Consider the following 17,264-nt stretch of genomic DNA (forward strand, 5'->3'; position numbering starts at 1 on the left):
CAGCTTCTTTTTATCCCAAGCTGAAGCAGTGAAGCATGGCGGCCCTCACTGAGTCAGGCATATCTCACAGATCCATCTGTATTCCGGAATGCCACATAGCAATCTGATTCATTTTTCAGGAATATCCGGCATAATCCACCCTTTTGCCGCCATAGACTGACACTTTCATCTCAAAACCAGGCCAAGACTGACAAATAGTCAAGCCAAAGATGCCACTGAAATAGCTGAGAAGCCATTTTTATGTTCAATTCTTATGCTTTATAACATCAAAAAAATCTCGCTTTTTTGATCCACCATATTGAATTTAGTGTTACATTTGCAGCGTTAACCAAATCACCAATACCCTTTAAATCCATCAATTTCTTTTTATCATGGATATTAACAATATTCTGAACAGCCTGGAAGCCAAGCATCCCGGCGAAAAGGAATACCTTCAGGCAGTGAAGGAAGTCCTTATCTGTGTTGAGGACGTCTACAATCAGCATCCTGAATTCGAAAAAGCAAAAATCATTGAGCGCATGGTCGAGCCCGACCGCATCGTCACTTTCCGCGTGACCTGGGTCGACGACAAAGGCGAAGTCCAGAACAACATCGGCTACCGCGTTCAGTTCAACAACGCCATCGGCCCGTATAAAGGCGGCATCCGCTTCCACGCATCCGTCAACCTCTCCATCCTCAAATTCCTCGGTTTCGAGCAGACTTTCAAAAACGCTCTGACCACCCTTCCGATGGGCGGCGCCAAAGGCGGCAGCGACTTCTCGCCCCGCGGCAAGAGCGACGCTGAAATCATGCGCTTCTGCCAGGCCTTCATCCTCGGCCTCTGGAAGAACCTCGGTCCTGACCGCGACGTGCCCGCAGGCGATATCGGCGTAGGCGGCCGCGAAGTAGGCTACATGTACGGCATGTACAAGAAGCTCGTCAACGAATGCACCGGCACTTTCACCGGCAAGGGCCTCGACTTCGGCGGTTCACTCATCCGCCCGGAAGCAACAGGTTTCGGCGCTCTCTACTTCGTTCAGAGCATGCTCGACGAAAAGAAAGACAACATCACCGGCAAGACTATCGCCATCTCAGGCTTCGGCAATGTGGCATGGGGCGCAGCCCTCAAGGCCACCGAGCTCGGCGGCAAAGTAGTCACCATCTCCGGTCCTGACGGCTACATCTACGATCCTGACGGCATCTCAGGCGAGAAGATCGACTACATGCTCTATCTCCGCGCCACCGGCGAAGACATCGTAGCACCTTATGCCGAAAAATATCCCAACGCCACATTCTATCCCGGCCGCAAGCCCTGGGAACAGAAGGTAGACATCGCCCTCCCCTGCGCAACTCAGAACGAAGTCGACGGCGAAGACGCCAAGAAGCTAGTAGCCAACGGCGTTGAACTCGTAGCCGAAGTCTCCAACATGGGCTGCACACCCGAAGCCATTGACACCTTCCTCGCCGCCAAGGTAACCTATGCCCCCGGCAAGGCTGTCAACGCAGGCGGTGTGGCCACTTCAGGTCTCGAAATGAGCCAGAACGCCGAACACCTCCAGTGGAGCGCCGAAGAAGTAGACCGCCGTCTCCATGAGATCATGAAGAACATCCACACCCAGTGTGTGAAACACGGCACCGAGGCTGACGGATATATCAACTACATGAAGGGCGCCAACATCGCTGGCTTCATGAAGGTTGCCAACGCCATGATGGGCCAGGGCATCATCTGATCTCCCCGCTGACACTACTCATAACCAGATAGATAACCGGAGGCTGTTTCGCAAGGAAACGGCCTCCGGCGTTTTTACGGGCTATTGAACGCCTCCCTTTACCCAAGATTCTGACAGGCAACTACATATTTCATACAAACCTCACCTCAGAAAGGCCCGCTACTTGTCGCCATACTCTTCGAGGTAGGCTTCGCAGGCCATTTTCAGTTCATCGTACCACTCGCGGCCGAAATGGGCCGTCAGAGGAGCTTCGAGGAACTGATAGAGCCTTACACCCAGTTTGCGTCCAAGCTGTTCGGCCGAACGGCAGATCTTCCAGCGGTGATAGTTCACGGCGGTGAAAGTCGGATACTTGGTCAGACGCACCGGATAGAGCGCACATGACGACGGCTTGCGGAATCCACCGGTCTTCCCCTCGTTGAAGGCGCACTCGATGGCACACTGACACACTCCGCCAGGAGCATAGCAGGTGTAGATGCAGTTGCGGCCATCCACAATCTGAGTGACCAGGTCACCGTCGGGGTCAAGATAGCTCGTGCCCTCCTCGGCTATGCGCTCCTTGGCCGAAGGGAGCAGTTTGTCTTCGAAACGCGGCAACAGACGGTCGATCTCATCGCGTTCCTCCTCGGTAAGCGGCGCGCCAGCATCGCCCTCGATGCAGCATTCGCCCTTGCATTTCTCAATGTCGCAGCAGAAAAAGACCTCGGCAAGGTCAAGCGACACTAATGTATCCTGTATCTGTAGCATAATTTCTTCAGTTGTTTCTTCCATAATCATATAATTCCGGCACTCAGACTCCGGATTTTACAAACGCCACTCCTATCAGCCGGTCGAAGCGCGAACCGCGCGGACGGTGATAGACCCTGACGGTATATTCGTTTACAGTCTCGTAATAATTGCCCTCTATGCTGTTCTCGCCTCTCGTAGCTCCAAAGGGCAGATAGAGATACTGATAGTTGTAGGCTCCCTGCTTGAGAAGCATCGACTGCTCGTAGGCTCCGGTGGCTTGATTGTAGACCATGCGCGAAGAGGTGTCGAAACGGCGCTGGGTCAGATCTCCGTCAATAAAAACATCGCCTCCGGTCATCTCAGGCATGGCAAGCGAGAAGTGGGTCATCACATAGTCGGCCTCCGTGTCGGAATTGTCTGACGACCATTCCCTGATGAAGAAACGCCCATGCTGGGTGCTGTCATAAAGATATTTGCCGTTGGCACGCGGCTCGTCGGTGTAGAGCTGCATATTGTAGACCGGAGCGTCATAGCGGACTTCGGCCACACCCATACCGGGATAGGTAGTGGAGACGGTCTCGAAACGGCGATACTCGTTGCCGGCAGGAAATATCAGCGGCCGCAGATGGGAATAGAACACCCTGCTGCCCGCCACCCGCTGGGGTGTGGTGAGCACCACTTCATTGTCAGTGCGTCCGTTCTGGCTGATGACCAGGGTCAGATCATTGTAAGGATCGGTCACTCCTCCCGTACGGCTAAGGTCAAGGGCTATCTCAAGCTGCTGATGCGAACGGTTGGTGTCAATGTCGGTCTTCGAACTTACCGTTACAGCCACGCCGGCTGAGAAGTCAGCCACACCGAAACGCGCCTGGAGCAAAGTCTCGTCGGGATCAGACTCATCATAGACCCTCAGCAGATAGTTGCCCGGCTGAGTGATGCGGACATCCCCGTTCGGCACCGTTATTGTATAGTGGACATAATGCACCAGCGTGGCGCGAGAAAAATCGTAGTCCTCCACAATGCCCTCGTTGAATCCGTCGAGAAACTCCGACGCCACCAGCCCTTCAGGACGCCAGCGGGCATCGCAGTGGACCAGCTCATAGCGCATGAAACGCCGCTCGTCTGAAATTTCGTCAAACGAGATCTCGATGCGGCTGTCGCCGTCGCGGAGCGCCACCACCGGCGGAGCGAACTCATCTCCGGCAAGCGTCACTCTGAGCGACCTGAAAGCCGGGTGGAAAATGCCCTGCGACGTATCGACAGACAGATCCTGCCCGGCCGACGCAAGAGCGGCAGCGAGCAGCAGCAGGAAAACCGACAGTCTACCTGCCATCGGCCTCAAGCTGTCTGTGGAGAATCTCCACGGCATCGGTTATCAGTTCAAGGCAAGGCTTGCGGCCCGGACCTTTCAGATCGCGGCAGGAGCAGGACCCCTCAAGTTGCTCGAAAGCGCCCATCGCAGCCTTCACCTTGCCGTAGATATCCTTGCGGTCCATGCCGGCATAAGCCACGCCGCAGATCATAGTGGTCCCAGAAACGGCGCCACAGACCTCCTGACGGCCTCCGAAACCACTCCCGAAACCCTCGGCGAGACGGCCAACGGTCTCGCCGTCAAGACCTGTGACATCATCAAAGGCCATAGCCACCGACTGGCAGCAGTTACGCCCTTCGGCGCGAAGCCGGCGAGCCAGTTCTTTACGTTGCTCAATGCTGTATTTCATAATTCTTTTGTATTCTGTCTATTGCTGTTGCTTTCACTTATCGTTCAGCGATCCGACCATCTGACCGGCTCTATGCCATGCTCTGCAAGATAGGCATTGGCTCTTGAAAACGGGCGGCTCCCGAAAAATCCGCGCGAGGCACTCAGAGGCGACGGATGTGGCGAGGAGATCACGCAGTGGCGCGAACGGTCAATGAACTCCCCCTTGCGCTGTGCATAGGCCCCCCAAAGGATAAACACCAGATGGTCACGACCTTCGGCAAGGCGGCGGATAGCCGCATCGGTGAAAGTCTCCCATCCGTGATTCTGATGCGAAGCCGGAGCTCCGGCATCGACCGTGAGGGTGGAGTTGAGCAGTAAAACACCCTGACGGGCCCAGAAACTGAGGTCGCCCGACGAAGGAGGCTGACATCCGAGGTCAGCTGACAGCTCCGTGTAGATGTTGCGCAGCGAGCGCGGCAGATCCACCTCCGGATTGACCGAAAAACTGAGTCCGTTGGCCTGCCCGGCACCCGGATAAGGGTCCTGACCGAGAATCACCACCTTGACATCATCGAACGGACAGGCATCAAAAGCGGCGAAAATACGTCCGGCAGGCGGATAGACAATCCGTTCGGCGTAACGCCCGCGCACAAAGCGGGTCAGTGCTTCGAAATAATCCTTGTCCCATTCATCGGCAAGCGCCTCTTTCCAGGAAGGTTCTATCTTTACGTCCATCTTGAAGTTTTTTCATTTAAAGCATCGCCGGCAGCCGGCAGAGGCCCCTGAAACGATCTTGTTTAACATTTTTATATGAAGAATAATTCATATCCGGTCATATAACTTTGCAAAAATACGAAAATTTCACTAATTTTGCACCTCGTAAACGCCATGTTCCCGTAGTTCAATGGATAGAATATCGGATTCCGGTTCCGACGATTAGGGTTCGACTCCCTACGGGAATACAAGTAGACACAAAAATCAGCCGCGAGCAAAACCCAGTGATGCAGCCGGCTGATTTTTTATTTTGCCCGCTCCTTTTTGCATTTAACAAAAAAAAGACATATCTTTGCAGCGCGAAAGCCATTTTCGCACCATTAAAAGGTCAGCTCGAATGGTGGAATGGTAGACACGAAGGACTTAAAATCCTTTGGTCATTGCGACCGTGCGGGTTCAAGTCCCGCTTCGAGCACCGGAAGAAATCAGCCACTTAGCTCCGCGCTAACTGGCTGATCTTTTTTTATGCCGGTGTTGGCAGTTTGGCGAAGATTGACTACTTTTACATTGTCAAAATCAGACACACCCTTACCAATCTCTCAATCCATCTACAAAACCAATCAAATGTCACAGAAAAAAAGATACTTCCTCGAAGAGGACGAGATACCCCGCAACTGGTATAATATCCAGGCCGACATGCCGGTGAAACCGATGCCGCCGCTCAATCCCCAGACCCGCGAGCCGATGAAAGCCGAAGATCTCTATCCGATCTTCGCCCGCGAATGCTGCGACCAGGAGCTGAACATGACCGACCGCTGGATTCCGATCCCCGATGAGGTCCGCGAGATGTACAAATACTACCGCTCCACTCCTCTGGTGCGCGCCTATGGCCTTGAAAAAGCGCTCGGCACATCAGCCCACATATATTTCAAAAACGAGAGCGTCTCGCCGATGGGATCACACAAACTCAACTCCGCCATCCCACAGGCCTACTACTGCAAGAAAGAGGGCGTGAAAAACGTCACCACCGAGACCGGCGCAGGCCAGTGGGGCGCGTCGCTTTCATATGCCGCATCGCTCTTCGGACTTGAAGCCGCTGTCTATCAGGTAAAAATCTCCTACGAACAGAAGCCCTACCGCCGCAGCATCATGCAGACATTCGGAGCTCAGGTAACCCCGTCGCCTTCCATGTCGACCCGCGCCGGCAAAAACATTCTGACCGCCAACCCCAACTCACAGGGCTCGCTCGGCACCGCCATCTCCGAAGCCGTGGAACTCGCCCGCACCACTCCTGACTGCAAGTATGCCCTCGGATCAGTGCTCAGCCATGTCACACTCCACCAGACCGTAATCGGACTCGAAGCCGAGAAGCAGATGGAAATGGCCGGAGAGTATCCCGACATAGTGATAGCCTGCTTCGGCGGCGGCTCAAACTTCGGCGGAATCTCCTTCCCCTTCATGCGCCACAAGATAGCAGCCGAGAACGGAAAATCACACACACGCTTCGTGGCAGCAGAACCCGCCTCATGCCCCAAGCTCACCAAAGGCAAGTTCTGCTACGACTTCGGCGACGAGGCCGGCTACACACCGCTGCTGCCCATGTTCTCACTCGGCCACAAATTCCAGCCCGCCAACATCCATGCCGGAGGCCTGCGCTACCACGGAGCAGGTGTGATAGTCAGCCAGTTGCTCAAGGACGGACTGATGGAAGCCGTTGACATCGACCAGATCGAGTCATTCGAAGCCGGCTGCCTCTTTGCCCGCGCCGAAGGCATCATCCCTGCTCCTGAATCGTGTCATGCCATCGCCGCGACCATCCGCGAAGTCAGAAAACTGAAAGAGGGTGAAGAAAAAGTGATTCTCTTCAACCTTTCAGGCCACGGCCTTGTCGACATGGCCTCATATGACAAATATCTCTCCGGTGACCTGATCAACTACACTGTAACTGACGAAGAAATCGAAGCCAACCTTGCCAAGCAACAGTAAGCCCCTGTCACTCATAACCGCATCCCTGCTGGTGCTCAGCGCGCAAGCAAGCCATGCCGCCGACTATGCACCTTCATCCGTCCTGGCTTCCGGCCAGTGGGTGAAGGTACATGTCGATTCAACCTCAGTCTACCGCATCGACTACCCTACGCTCCGCAGCTGGGGATTCGACGAGCCGGAAAAAGTCCGCGTGTTCGGCTACGGCAGTGTCGAGCAGGCACATCCGCTCGACACCGCCCCTGACGACCTGCCTCCGGTTACCGTATGGCACACCGCCGATGCGATGTATTTCTATGGCGAAGGCGACGAGCGCACCGTCCCCTCCACATCATCGTCAATCATAAACTATCGCAACCACTACTCGCGCGGCTCAAATTACTTCCTGACAGCCTCACTGCCCGGCATCACAATCGGCGACACCCTGTGCACAGCGCAGACCACTCCCGTAGAAACCCACCTGTCAATTGATCTGCACCACCCTGAGGAGGTGAATTTCCACTCTGCCGGAGTCTTTTTCTTTTCTCAGGACCTCACCACCCTGCGCAATGGCTACACCTTTACATTCTCGGCACCTGATTTCGCCGGATACGCCAATCTGGCCTACCGCTACGCCTATCTCCACAGCGAAAACACAGCCCAGAACATAGCCGTCACATTTTCCGGGCCGGTCACCCATTCGGCATTCACCCCTGCCACCCACAAGAATAATACCATAGACAACCGCCTCTACTCACTCTCCACTCTTAAGAAAATCCCCGTGACCGCGGCCTCAGAGTTGCCGTTCAGCGTAAACTTCTCGATTCCGGCAGGCAAACAGTTCGACCGTCTCGCTCTCGCGGAAGTCTACTGGATGTATCAGCGGAAAAACAACTTCCGCGGGCCGGCCATGTTCATGAACTTCCTCCCCTCCACAACCCCGCTCGGAATCAACCTCAGCGGGCTCAGCGATGATGTGGAGATCTGGGACGTCAGCGATCCGCGCGCCATCAAGCGCCTGGGCCACGATCCGCTCTCCGACGGCCGCACATTAGTCACACTCCCCGCCCGATCCACCACCGAAAAGAAACTGTGTCTCTTCACTCCGGGCAGTGACATCCCCAAACCTGCATTTGCCGGAAGCGTATCTGCCCGGAACCTCCACGCCATGCCGGCCACAGACTATCTGATAGTAACCACCACGGCCTTTCAGCCGGAAGCCGAGAGGCTCGCGGAAGCCCACCGCCTGATGCAGGGACTCGATGTCACGGTAGTGACACAGAATGATATCTTTGATGAATTTTCATCCGGATCGCCCCACCCCAACGCGGTGCGCAAGTTCGTCAGAATGCTCCGTGAACGACCCGCCAAACCGCTGCGCTACCTGCTGCTGATGGGAGCCGCCACATACGATCCGCGCCACAACGTCTCTGACGACGGCATAGACTATCTGACAGGCTACGAGGTAGAACGGCCTGACCACGCCGCCTCGATGGCCACGGACCATGCCACAGACCTCTACTTCGGCTTCATGACCGACCGCATTGCCGAAAACCTTAGCTCGACATTCATCGAAACCTCTGTCTCGATCGGACGCGCCCCCGTGCTGACTGCGGCTGAAGCCCGAATCTTCGTAGACAAGTGCATAGCCTACCTGCAGGAGCCCCGCCTTGCCGGACGCCCGGACCTTGCCGTCCTTGTAGCCTGCGAAGGTGACAAAGATGCCCATCTGAAAGGGTCGGAAAAACTGCGCGCCATACTCATGCGCAACATCCCCTCGGTCACTTGTCCGCGCATCTACAACGCGCTTTATCCATTCGACAAAAAGATCGAGCGCAAGCCCACTTTCGCACCGATGGCCTCTCAGGTGGCCCGCGGACCCTTCCTGCTTAACTACACAGGCCACTCCGGGGCATATGAAATCGGATCTGTAATGAGCATCTCGCACATCGACCGCCTGACATTCACCTCCATGCCGGTGACTTTCTTTGCAAGCTGCGAGACAACCCCCGTAGACGCACCTTTCCGCGGAATAGGCACCAAACTGTTCCTGCACCCCTCCGGTCCCATAGCGCTTGTGGGAACCGGGCGCGATGTATATCTCAACAACAACCAGACTCTCAACGAAGAATTCGCCCGGCAAATCTCCCTCCCCGACGGACCGGAGCGTCTCGGCGATGTCTGGCGCACCACCATCAACCTCTCAGGAAAAAACAGCAGTGTGCAGCGCACAAACAATTTCTGCTACAATTTTCTTGGCGACCCCGCACTGCCGGTGCGCCGCCCTGACCGCAGAGCCGCCGTCAGCTTCAGTTCTGAAACCGGTGACGCAGAGTCTACCCTTGACGCACCCTCTCTCAGCCCTCTCATGCTCAACGGACGCATCACTCTGGCCGACGGTTCGACCGACACCGCATTTGACGGCAACATCACCCTCTCGCTCTACGACGCTCCACTCACCACCATGCGCTACGCCCATGCCTCCGGAGACTCCATCAAGCCGATGACACTCGACGAGAAACTGCTGTATGAAACCTCCGCAGAAGTAAAAAACGGCCTATGGTCTGCTACGATCACTCCTCCTCTGAGCTCACGCGAAGGAAGAAACCGCCTCACTATGCTCGCCTACTCCGATGACGGCCATATAGCCTGCGGAATAGACAGCACCCTGACTGTCAGACAGCCGCTCACACCAATTCCGACCGACACCACAGGCCCGCAGATCAGCCTCTATCTCGACTCGCCTGACTTCATCAACGGCAGCGAGACCGGGCCTTCGCCTGTGCTCTATGCCTCAATCCGCGACGACGAAAGCGGTATAGCCACCGGATCTGCCAACATCGGCGACTTGCCTACCGCCGTGCTCGACTCCTCGACACGCCTGGCCGACATAGGACCGGCAATGCGCTTCGGCACCGATGGCAGCGCCGAGGTGGCCTACACCCTGCGCAATCTCCCGGCAGGACGCCACACGCTTACCCTGAGCGCGCGTGACGTTGCCGGAAACACTTCACGCGAGACTCTGACATTCACTGTGGTTGACACCATGTTCTCAGCCATACTCAGCACCGACAGCACCATCTGCCGCAAGAGTGTCGAACTTGATCTTGCCGGTCACCCTACCTCCGGACTGACCTCAAGGCTCATCATCCGCAATATGGAGGGAGCCACTGTGTTCACTCTCGACAACGCCTCCTTCCCATTCGCATGGGACTTCCGTGACTCCTCCGGAGCAGCCCTCCCTGACGGCACATACAGAGCATCGGTCCTCATCACCGACGGACTGCGCTTCGGATCAAGCAACGAGGCAGGATTCACACTCATACGCCCGCGCTACTGAGCCTCTGCCCCCTCTCAGAAATTTCCACATACATCCAATCTTTATAAAGAGCCCCTTACTCCATGACAAAAAATGATCTCAGAATAGTCTTCCTCGGAACCCCTGATTTTGCAGTTGAAAGCCTGCGGAGAATAGTAGACGGCGGCTACAACGTGGTAGGCGTGGTCACCATGCCTGACAAACCGGCCGGACGCGGTCACAAACTCTACCAGTCGCCGGTCAAGGAATTCGCCCTTGCCCAAGGCCTGCATCTGATGCAGCCCGTCAGACTTAAAGATCCTGAATTCATAGAAGAACTTCGCTCGCTTGAAGCCGACCTGTTCATTGTCATAGCCTTCCGCATGCTTCCTGAAGTAGTCTGGACCATGCCGCGCCTCGGCACCTTCAATCTCCACGCCTCCCTCCTGCCCCGCTACCGCGGAGCCGCACCCATCAACTGGGCGGTGATCAACGGCGACACCGAGACCGGAGTCACAACCTTCTTCCTCAAACACGAAATCGACACCGGCGACATCATTGCCCAGGAACGCATCGAGATCCTGCCAACAGACAATGTAGGCCACGTACATGACAAACTCATGATGCTCGGCGCCGACCTCACCATCAAGACCATCGACGATATAATTGCCGGCACACTCAGCCCCATTCCCCAGGACCGGCTGACCGGAGGCACCGAACCAACCCCTGCGCCTAAGATCTTCAAAGAAACCTGCCGTATAGACTGGGGTGCCACAGCCGTGACAATCCACAACCTCGTGAGAGGTCTGTCACCCTACCCTGCCGCCTGGAGCACCCTCTATGACGGAGAAACCGAGCTCGGAGCCGTAAAAATTTTTGAGACCAAGGTAACGGATACAACTGATCAGGCTCTCCGGCCCGGCCAGATACTGATTTCAGGCACCACACTCTCCGTAGGCACAGGCGACGGAAAAGCACTTGAGATCCTCAGCCTGCAGGCTCCGGGAAAACGCCGCATGCCGGTGGCCGACTTCCTGCGAGGCTCACGCCTTTCGGCCCCGTGCTTCCGCTGAGCCAGTCAGTCCGAGAATCCTTTCGTTGGTATAATCTATGCAAAAATTCCATAATCACGAAAAAAACTGTGGCACTTTGTCACAGTTTTTTTGTAATTTTGCGCCCGAAAGAAACAAACACAACACAAAAGGCTGCCTTACAAAAACAACAAAACTATAGATCATACACACACTTTCCCCAACGAGATGCCTCGATGGCACCCGTACTCATCAATTCCAACAGAGGTACTACTTTGCATCAATTTAAAGTCCAATTCTAAAGAGTTCTATTTAAATGCCAAAATTAACTGAAAACCGCATCAGCATGCTTCACGGCATACTGCTGATAGCTCTGTTCGCCTGTGCGTCATTCTACATCGGTGAAGCCAGGCTGCTCAAAGAAATTTCGTTCAGCCCGATGATCATCGGCATCATTCTCGGCATGCTCTACGCCAACTCCCTGCGCAACAACCTCCCTGATACATGGGTGCCCGGCATCCAGTTCTGCTCAAAAAAAATACTGCGTCTCGGTATCATCCTCTATGGATTCCGCCTGACCTTCCAGGATGTGGTCAACGTTGGCGTTTCAGGCATTGTCATCGACGCCATCATTGTTGCCACCACCATTCTCGGCGGCATCTGGATCGGCCGTCTGCTCAAGATGGACCGCGACACCGCACTGCTCACCTCTGTCGGCAGCGGCATCTGCGGTGCGGCAGCTGTGCTTGGAGCCGAATCCACAATCCGCACTCAGCCCTACAAGACAGCTGTTGCCGTAGCCACAGTGGTTATCTTCGGCACTATCTCGATGTTCTTCTACCCGATAGCCTACCGTTCAGGCTGGCTCGATCTCTCGCCACAGGAAATGGGCATCTACTCAGGCGCCACACTCCATGAAGTGGCCCACGCCGTAGGTGCCGGCAACGCAATGGGCACCGAGATCTCAAACGTAGCCATCATCGTAAAGATGATCCGCGTGATGCTGCTGGTTCCCGTCCTGCTCATACTCGGTTTCTGGGTTGCCCGCCGCAACTCAGCCGAAAACACATCGGCTGAAAAAGGCAAGGTCAACATTCCCTGGTTTGCAGTAGGCTTCCTCGCTGTCATCGGCTTCAACTCTTTCGATCTTCTGCCTGCAGCATTCGTTGATGCCATCAACTACTTTGACACCTTCCTGCTGACAATGGCAATGGCCGCACTCGGAGCCGAGACCAGCATCGACAAATTCAAGAAAGCCGGAGCAAAGCCCTTCATTCTTGCCTTCTGCCTTGATCTCTGGCTCATAGGCGGCGGATATATCCTTGCTAAACATCTGGCTCCGCTCTGGCTCTAACAAAGTATAATGGGGCATCAGAGCAAACGTCGCCTGCCCAGTGGACGTGCCGACATATTTCATCTGATCACCATATAGCAAAACTGCCTCCCGCCGGCTTTCATGCCGCTACGGGAGGCAGTCCTGTAATATCTCTTATAGATTACTGTTGCGCCTAAGCCTCATCCCATTCCGATAAGTTCCAGAGCCTTTGCATTGAACTTCTCCGACGGCAGGTCATAGGGGAGCCAGTTGATAGGGAACCCTCTTCTCTCCATGCCGCGGAACCATGTCATCTGCCGCTTGGCAAACTGATGGATGGCAATCTCAAGGCCGCTGACCATCTCCTCGCGGCTCATCTGTCCGGTCAGATGCAGAGTAAGGAATTTGTATTCCAGACCGTAGTAAATCAGATCGTCAGGAGCTATGCCGCTGTCGAGCAGCCGTCTGACCTCTTCGATCATTCCGGCTTCAAGACGCGACTGAAGACGCTCCGTGATGCGCCGTCGGCGCGACTCGCGATCAATTTCCACTCCTATAACCACCGCATCGGTCATAGGGTTCGGCACAGCTTTCACAGCCGCCTCAGGGTGCTCATGATAATAGGTCTGGATCTCGATGGCTCGGATGGCACGTTTCACCGTATCGACATCTGTCACATTGTGGAGATCTTTCATAGCCGACAGCATTACTGTCAGCTCTTCAAGCGACTTGCCTACAAGGCTCCGACGCAGTTGCGGATTCTCCGGCACTTCAGGCAACTGAAGTCCTTTCAGCACACTTTCCACATAAAGCCCGGTGCCTCCGCAGAGAATGGTCCGCTTTCCGCGACTTTCTATGTCTGCCCTCGCTGCTGCGAAATCTCGCAGAAACTCAAAAAGATTATACTTGTAGCCAGCCGGACAGATGTCTATAAGATGCACCGGCACTTCACCGTATTCCTCAAGATCCTTTCCGGTACCGAGGTCCATTCCACGGTAGATCTGACGCGAATCGGCACTGATGATCTCGGCATCGATCTCGCGGGCCAGCTCAACGGCCCGCCGGGTCTTGCCCGATGCCGTCGGTCCTGTGATCACAATCAGTGGCTTGTACGCTTCCATCACGGACTCAGGCTTTATAACCCTCCGATGTGTTCTGTCTGCGCTGGAAGAGTTTGCGGAAGCGGTAGAAGGGCTTGTCTTCATTGAGCCTTGCCACTTCAAGCCAGCGTGAATTGTTGAAATCCACGTCCCAGTCACAGATTCCGTTCAAACGGAAGTTCGGACGATAGTTCTTTATCTTGTAGAGACGGCGGCCATCGCTGTCATAGGTCTTCCAAGCCATAGTGATAGTGTAGAGACGATGGATCTCAGTGGCGAGCATCGGCGTGAGATCTCGGTTGTAGAGCAGGCGCTGAAGCTGCGAGAGTGAATACCATTTGCCTTCGTAACGTGATGAGGAGATCACTTCACGGTTTTCAAGACAGCAGATGAAATGATAGATATTGTTAAGGCCTGAAACATCAGTGCTCTTGTACATGAAACGCATTGAGTAGTTGTCCTCGCTGATGTTGCTTATATCGCCGAACACCTCTTTGGCCCTCTCTCTGCTTATTTCCTTAGCATACGGAAGTCTCAGCACCGCCGGAGTATCGAAGCGGTTGTTGTCAGGTACATCATAGTATCCGTCACTGCGGGTCAGAAAGACATTGTCGCCGGTCAATATTATGTAGCGCACGGTCGAGCCCGGTTCGCTGCCGCGCGGATTCATCTCCAGATGGTTGTAGTAATAGCCCCAGAGGGAGAAATAGCGCAGTCCGAGATAAACAATTGAGAGCGAATAGAAAATCACAGGCACCCAGTTGTAGATAAATGCATCTGTGCCGTTGATGTTGACATTGACGTAGAACAGTGAATAGTAGCTCCATGACAGCACCGAGACCGCAACTGAAAGGATCAGCAGCAGACGCACCTGAAACTGGCTTTCCTGACGGAAGATCTGTCCAAGGAAACCACGCTCGGATGCATTGCCGTGGCGTATGATGCACATGCGGCACACTTCAGCTGTGTCGCCCTTCAGAATAGCTATTCCACATAGGACAGATGCCACCGGACCAAGTATCAGTATAGTCAGATAAGGTATGTGGAGATTGATCACATCATCCGAGTAGAAAATCGACACAAAACCTCTGACATAGGCTACGGCGATAATCAGCATGATGACCACAGAGTAGCCAAGAGTCTTCAGGCAGATCGACTGGATCAGATTGCATGACATTGCTTCGTACCTCATGCCACTGTGACGATAGATAATCAAAAGCAACATAAGGCCTAAGGTAACCATAGGCAACCAGATCTTAGGGATAAACAAACCCACAAATTCAGGTATTGCAAGCGTACCTACCGCCACAGCCCAGTTGAGCCACAGGGAGAATATCGCGCTTTCATTACTTATTCGCTGTTCTGACATTTTATTAAAACAATAATTTGTTAGTAGTGACCGTGCTAATCAACAATTCAGAATGTGTTAAAGTTTCGTTACGCCATGCTTTCACCTCGTTCAGCGCATGTTACGGTCGAAGTAGTCAAGCATCCGGGAGTAGACTGACAGACGGGCCCCGCAGCCATTGATCGAATGGTTCATGTTGGGATATATGAACAGATCACACCATTTGCCGGCAGCCTGAAGAGCCGACGTGAACTGGACTGTATTCTTGAAATGCACATTGTCATCAGCAGTTCCGTGCATGATCAGCACAGGCACTTCAAGGCCACCCACGGCGTTGATCGGAGCGGAGGCCTTATAACCGTCTTCGTTTTCACGCGGTGTCAGCATATAGCGTTCGGTGTATATGCTGTCATAGAAGCGCCAGTCGGTCACAGGCGCTATGGCCACTGCCGCGGCAAAAGGAGAAGAGCCGGTAGTCACACACATCAGTGTCTCGTAGCCGCCGTAGCTCCAGCCGCAGATGCCTATCCGCTTGCCGTCGACATAGGGTTGACGCGCGGCCCAGCGGCCTACGCCCTGCATGTCTATGGTCTCATAATGACCCAGACGCTTGTAGACTATGGTTTCCCACTGACGTCCGCGACCTCCGGTGCCACGTCCGTCGGCACAGATCACTATATAGCCTTTCTTGGCGGCATACTGCATCCAGTCCATGCTCCAGGAGTCGAGCACCTGCTGTGAGCCGGGGCCACTGTACTGATGGAGAATCACGGGATAGCGGCGCGAGGGGCTGAAATCGGACGGCTTGATAATATAGGCGTTGAGTTCGATTCCCTCATCGGTGCGGATGGTGGTGAATTCTTTTTTCGGAGCCGCACCGTAACGCGAAGCCACTGCGGCATTGTCTTCAATCACGCGCTGCTGCTTGCCGTCTATATTATATAAGGTGTAGACAGGGGGCTGGGTCGAGTTGCTGTAGTTGAGGGTATAGACGCTCTTGCCGGGATTGAACCAGGCCGATGCGCAGCCCTTCTCCGGGCTTATGTGCTTCATCACTCCCTTGGCATCAATCCTGGAGACTACTCTGTTGATCGGTCCGGTGGCTGTGGACTGCACATAGTGATTGCCCTTGGCGTCGGTGCCGTAGTAGGCTGTCACTTCGAAATCTCCGCTGGTGATGGTGCGGGTCAGGGCTCCGGAATAGGTGTACTGGTAGGCATGCACATACCCGCTGCGGGCCGAGAGCACTACAAAATTATCGGCGTTGAGAGTCAGATTTTCATAAGTGCAAGGCTCTATCCAGGCCTGCTCTTCCTCCACAAGGATTGATTTGGCCACATTGGAGCGCGGATTCATGCTGAACAGTTCCATTCTGGTCTGGGCGCGGTTGAGCGTGGTGACAATCAGACGGTCAGGCGCACCGCCATAGGCTATACGGGGAATGTATTCGAAATTAGAAGCGGGAATGTCAAGATTTTTGGTCTTGCGGTTGTCAACATCGTAGGAATGTATGCTGACTTTGGAGTTCGGCTCCCCGGCTACAGGATATTTATAAGTGAAGCTACCGGGATAAAATTCATACTGCGTCATCGGGTCGCAGGAGCCTTCATAGAGCGGAAATGTAAATGCCGGGACTTCGGTTTCATTGTATTTGATATAGCAGAGAGTCATGTTGTCAGGAGCCCATGCCATTGACACAGAGGTTGAGAATTCCTCCTCATAAACCCAGTCGGGCACTCCGTTGATAATCTGTCCGGGCTTTCCGTCAGTGGTGACATCGACTTCGGTCTTGAAGTCTATCTTATGGAGGTGGATATTGTTGTCATTAGCAACGAAAGCCACCATGCGGCCGTCAGGCGAGAACTGCGGGGCCTGCTGGCGCTCGAATTTCTCTGACAGCGGATGAAGCTGACGGGTACGGATATTATAGACGTAGAATTTCGACATCGACGAGCGGCGATAGATCATCTTGCGCTCGCGGCCTACTATCAGTTTTGTCCCGTCAGGGCTGAGTATGAAATTTTCAATCTCAGGGATTGTTGTCTCACGTGTGTGGGTCACGTCCATGACGGTCTCCAGTTCTTTACCGGTGCGACTGTCGAACTTCACAATGCGCTTTCTGTCTGACGACAGTTCTATATAGCTCTGCCCGTCAGGCATGTAGGCTGGAGCGGCTACACGCGCGGGTGAGTTTTCCGGATAGACGTAGGGGGCCATCGCGGCATCATCGGAGATTCCGGCGCTGACCGGCAGAACAGCGGCAGCGGCCATGAGACATGATATTATCTTTTTCATCACTGATTTCGAATGTATTTGATCTCAATATTTTATTTTCATTCAGCCATTCGGCTGTCAG

Annotated in this window: 12 protein-coding genes and 2 tRNA genes; 7 read left to right on the forward strand and 7 right to left on the reverse strand. The window is 54.3% G+C overall.

Annotated features, from left to right (window positions below; all coding sequences use genetic code 11):
- The first annotated feature begins 371 nt into the window (after positions 1-371).
- Positions 372-1,709, forward strand: a complete 1,338-nt coding sequence (gene gdhA, locus FDZ78_RS04950) for an NADP-specific glutamate dehydrogenase (RefSeq protein WP_107032136.1) — start codon at positions 372-374, stop codon at positions 1,707-1,709.
- A 159-nt stretch (positions 1,710-1,868) separates the two neighbouring features.
- On the opposite strand, the gene FDZ78_RS04955 is transcribed toward gdhA, so the two are convergent.
- From FDZ78_RS04955 to ung, 4 genes are read right to left on the reverse strand one after another with little or no spacing between them, the layout of a single operon-like run.
- On the reverse strand, positions 1,869-2,456 hold the full coding sequence (locus tag FDZ78_RS04955; protein WP_136409152.1) for a DUF3109 family protein: 588 nt from the start codon (positions 2,454-2,456) through the stop codon (positions 1,869-1,871).
- A gap of 43 nt (positions 2,457-2,499) precedes the next feature.
- Positions 2,500-3,771 carry a DUF5103 domain-containing protein gene (locus FDZ78_RS04960; protein ID WP_160630425.1) on the reverse strand — a complete coding sequence of 424 codons (1,272 nt, stop codon included), beginning with the start codon at positions 3,769-3,771 and terminating at the stop codon, positions 2,500-2,502.
- Entirely contained in the window at positions 3,761-4,159 is a 399-nt protein-coding gene (locus FDZ78_RS04965) for a C-GCAxxG-C-C family protein (protein ID WP_107032138.1), read from the reverse strand. The genes FDZ78_RS04960 and FDZ78_RS04965 overlap by 11 nt, the downstream gene beginning before the upstream one ends.
- A 44-nt stretch (positions 4,160-4,203) precedes the next feature.
- Positions 4,204-4,875 (reverse strand): uracil-DNA glycosylase, encoded by a 672-nt coding sequence (ung, locus tag FDZ78_RS04970; RefSeq protein WP_123400004.1) that lies wholly within the window; start codon positions 4,873-4,875, stop codon positions 4,204-4,206.
- Positions 4,876-5,030: 155 nt separating this feature from the next.
- Between ung and FDZ78_RS04975 the strand changes: the two genes are divergently transcribed.
- The 6 genes from FDZ78_RS04975 (at position 5,031) to FDZ78_RS05000 (ending at position 12,499) form a co-directional block, all read left to right on the forward strand.
- Positions 5,031-5,102 (forward strand) — tRNA-Arg (locus FDZ78_RS04975).
- Between the two features lie 143 nt (positions 5,103-5,245).
- A tRNA-Leu gene (locus tag FDZ78_RS04980) sits at positions 5,246-5,329 on the forward strand.
- A gap of 149 nt (positions 5,330-5,478) precedes the next feature.
- Positions 5,479-6,840 (forward strand): TrpB-like pyridoxal phosphate-dependent enzyme, encoded by a 1,362-nt coding sequence (locus FDZ78_RS04985; protein ID WP_107032140.1) that lies wholly within the window; start codon positions 5,479-5,481, stop codon positions 6,838-6,840.
- The gene (porU, locus tag FDZ78_RS04990) at positions 6,824-10,156 is read left to right on the forward strand and encodes a type IX secretion system sortase PorU (RefSeq protein WP_168181945.1); all 3,333 of its coding nucleotides are present in this window, start codon (positions 6,824-6,826) and stop codon (positions 10,154-10,156) included. Before FDZ78_RS04985 ends, porU begins: the two co-directional genes overlap by 17 nt.
- A gap of 62 nt (positions 10,157-10,218) precedes the next feature.
- Positions 10,219-11,187 (forward strand): methionyl-tRNA formyltransferase, encoded by a 969-nt coding sequence (fmt, locus tag FDZ78_RS04995; RefSeq protein WP_107032142.1) that lies wholly within the window; start codon positions 10,219-10,221, stop codon positions 11,185-11,187.
- Between the two features lie 304 nt (positions 11,188-11,491).
- Positions 11,492-12,499, forward strand: a complete 1,008-nt coding sequence (locus FDZ78_RS05000) for a YeiH family protein (protein WP_107032143.1) — start codon at positions 11,492-11,494, stop codon at positions 12,497-12,499.
- A gap of 161 nt (positions 12,500-12,660) precedes the next feature.
- Here FDZ78_RS05000 and miaA read toward each other — a convergent pair whose 3' ends face one another.
- From miaA to FDZ78_RS05015, 3 genes are all read right to left on the reverse strand, one after another.
- Positions 12,661-13,581, reverse strand: a complete 921-nt coding sequence (gene miaA, locus FDZ78_RS05005; protein WP_107032144.1) for a tRNA (adenosine(37)-N6)-dimethylallyltransferase MiaA — start codon at positions 13,579-13,581, stop codon at positions 12,661-12,663.
- A gap of 7 nt (positions 13,582-13,588) precedes the next feature.
- Positions 13,589-14,929: a hypothetical protein gene (locus tag FDZ78_RS05010; RefSeq protein ID WP_124075716.1), complete on the reverse strand. Its 1,341-nt coding sequence runs from the start codon at positions 14,927-14,929 to the stop codon at positions 13,589-13,591.
- A 90-nt stretch (positions 14,930-15,019) separates the two neighbouring features.
- A complete protein-coding gene (locus tag FDZ78_RS05015; protein ID WP_136408135.1) occupies positions 15,020-17,203 on the reverse strand; it encodes a DPP IV N-terminal domain-containing protein in 2,184 nt (727 codons plus the stop codon).
- Positions 17,204-17,264 lie beyond the last annotated feature (61 nt).

This window comes from Duncaniella sp. B8, assembly GCF_005304985.1.
Taxonomy (GTDB): Bacteria; Bacteroidota; Bacteroidia; order Bacteroidales; family Muribaculaceae; genus Duncaniella; species Duncaniella muris.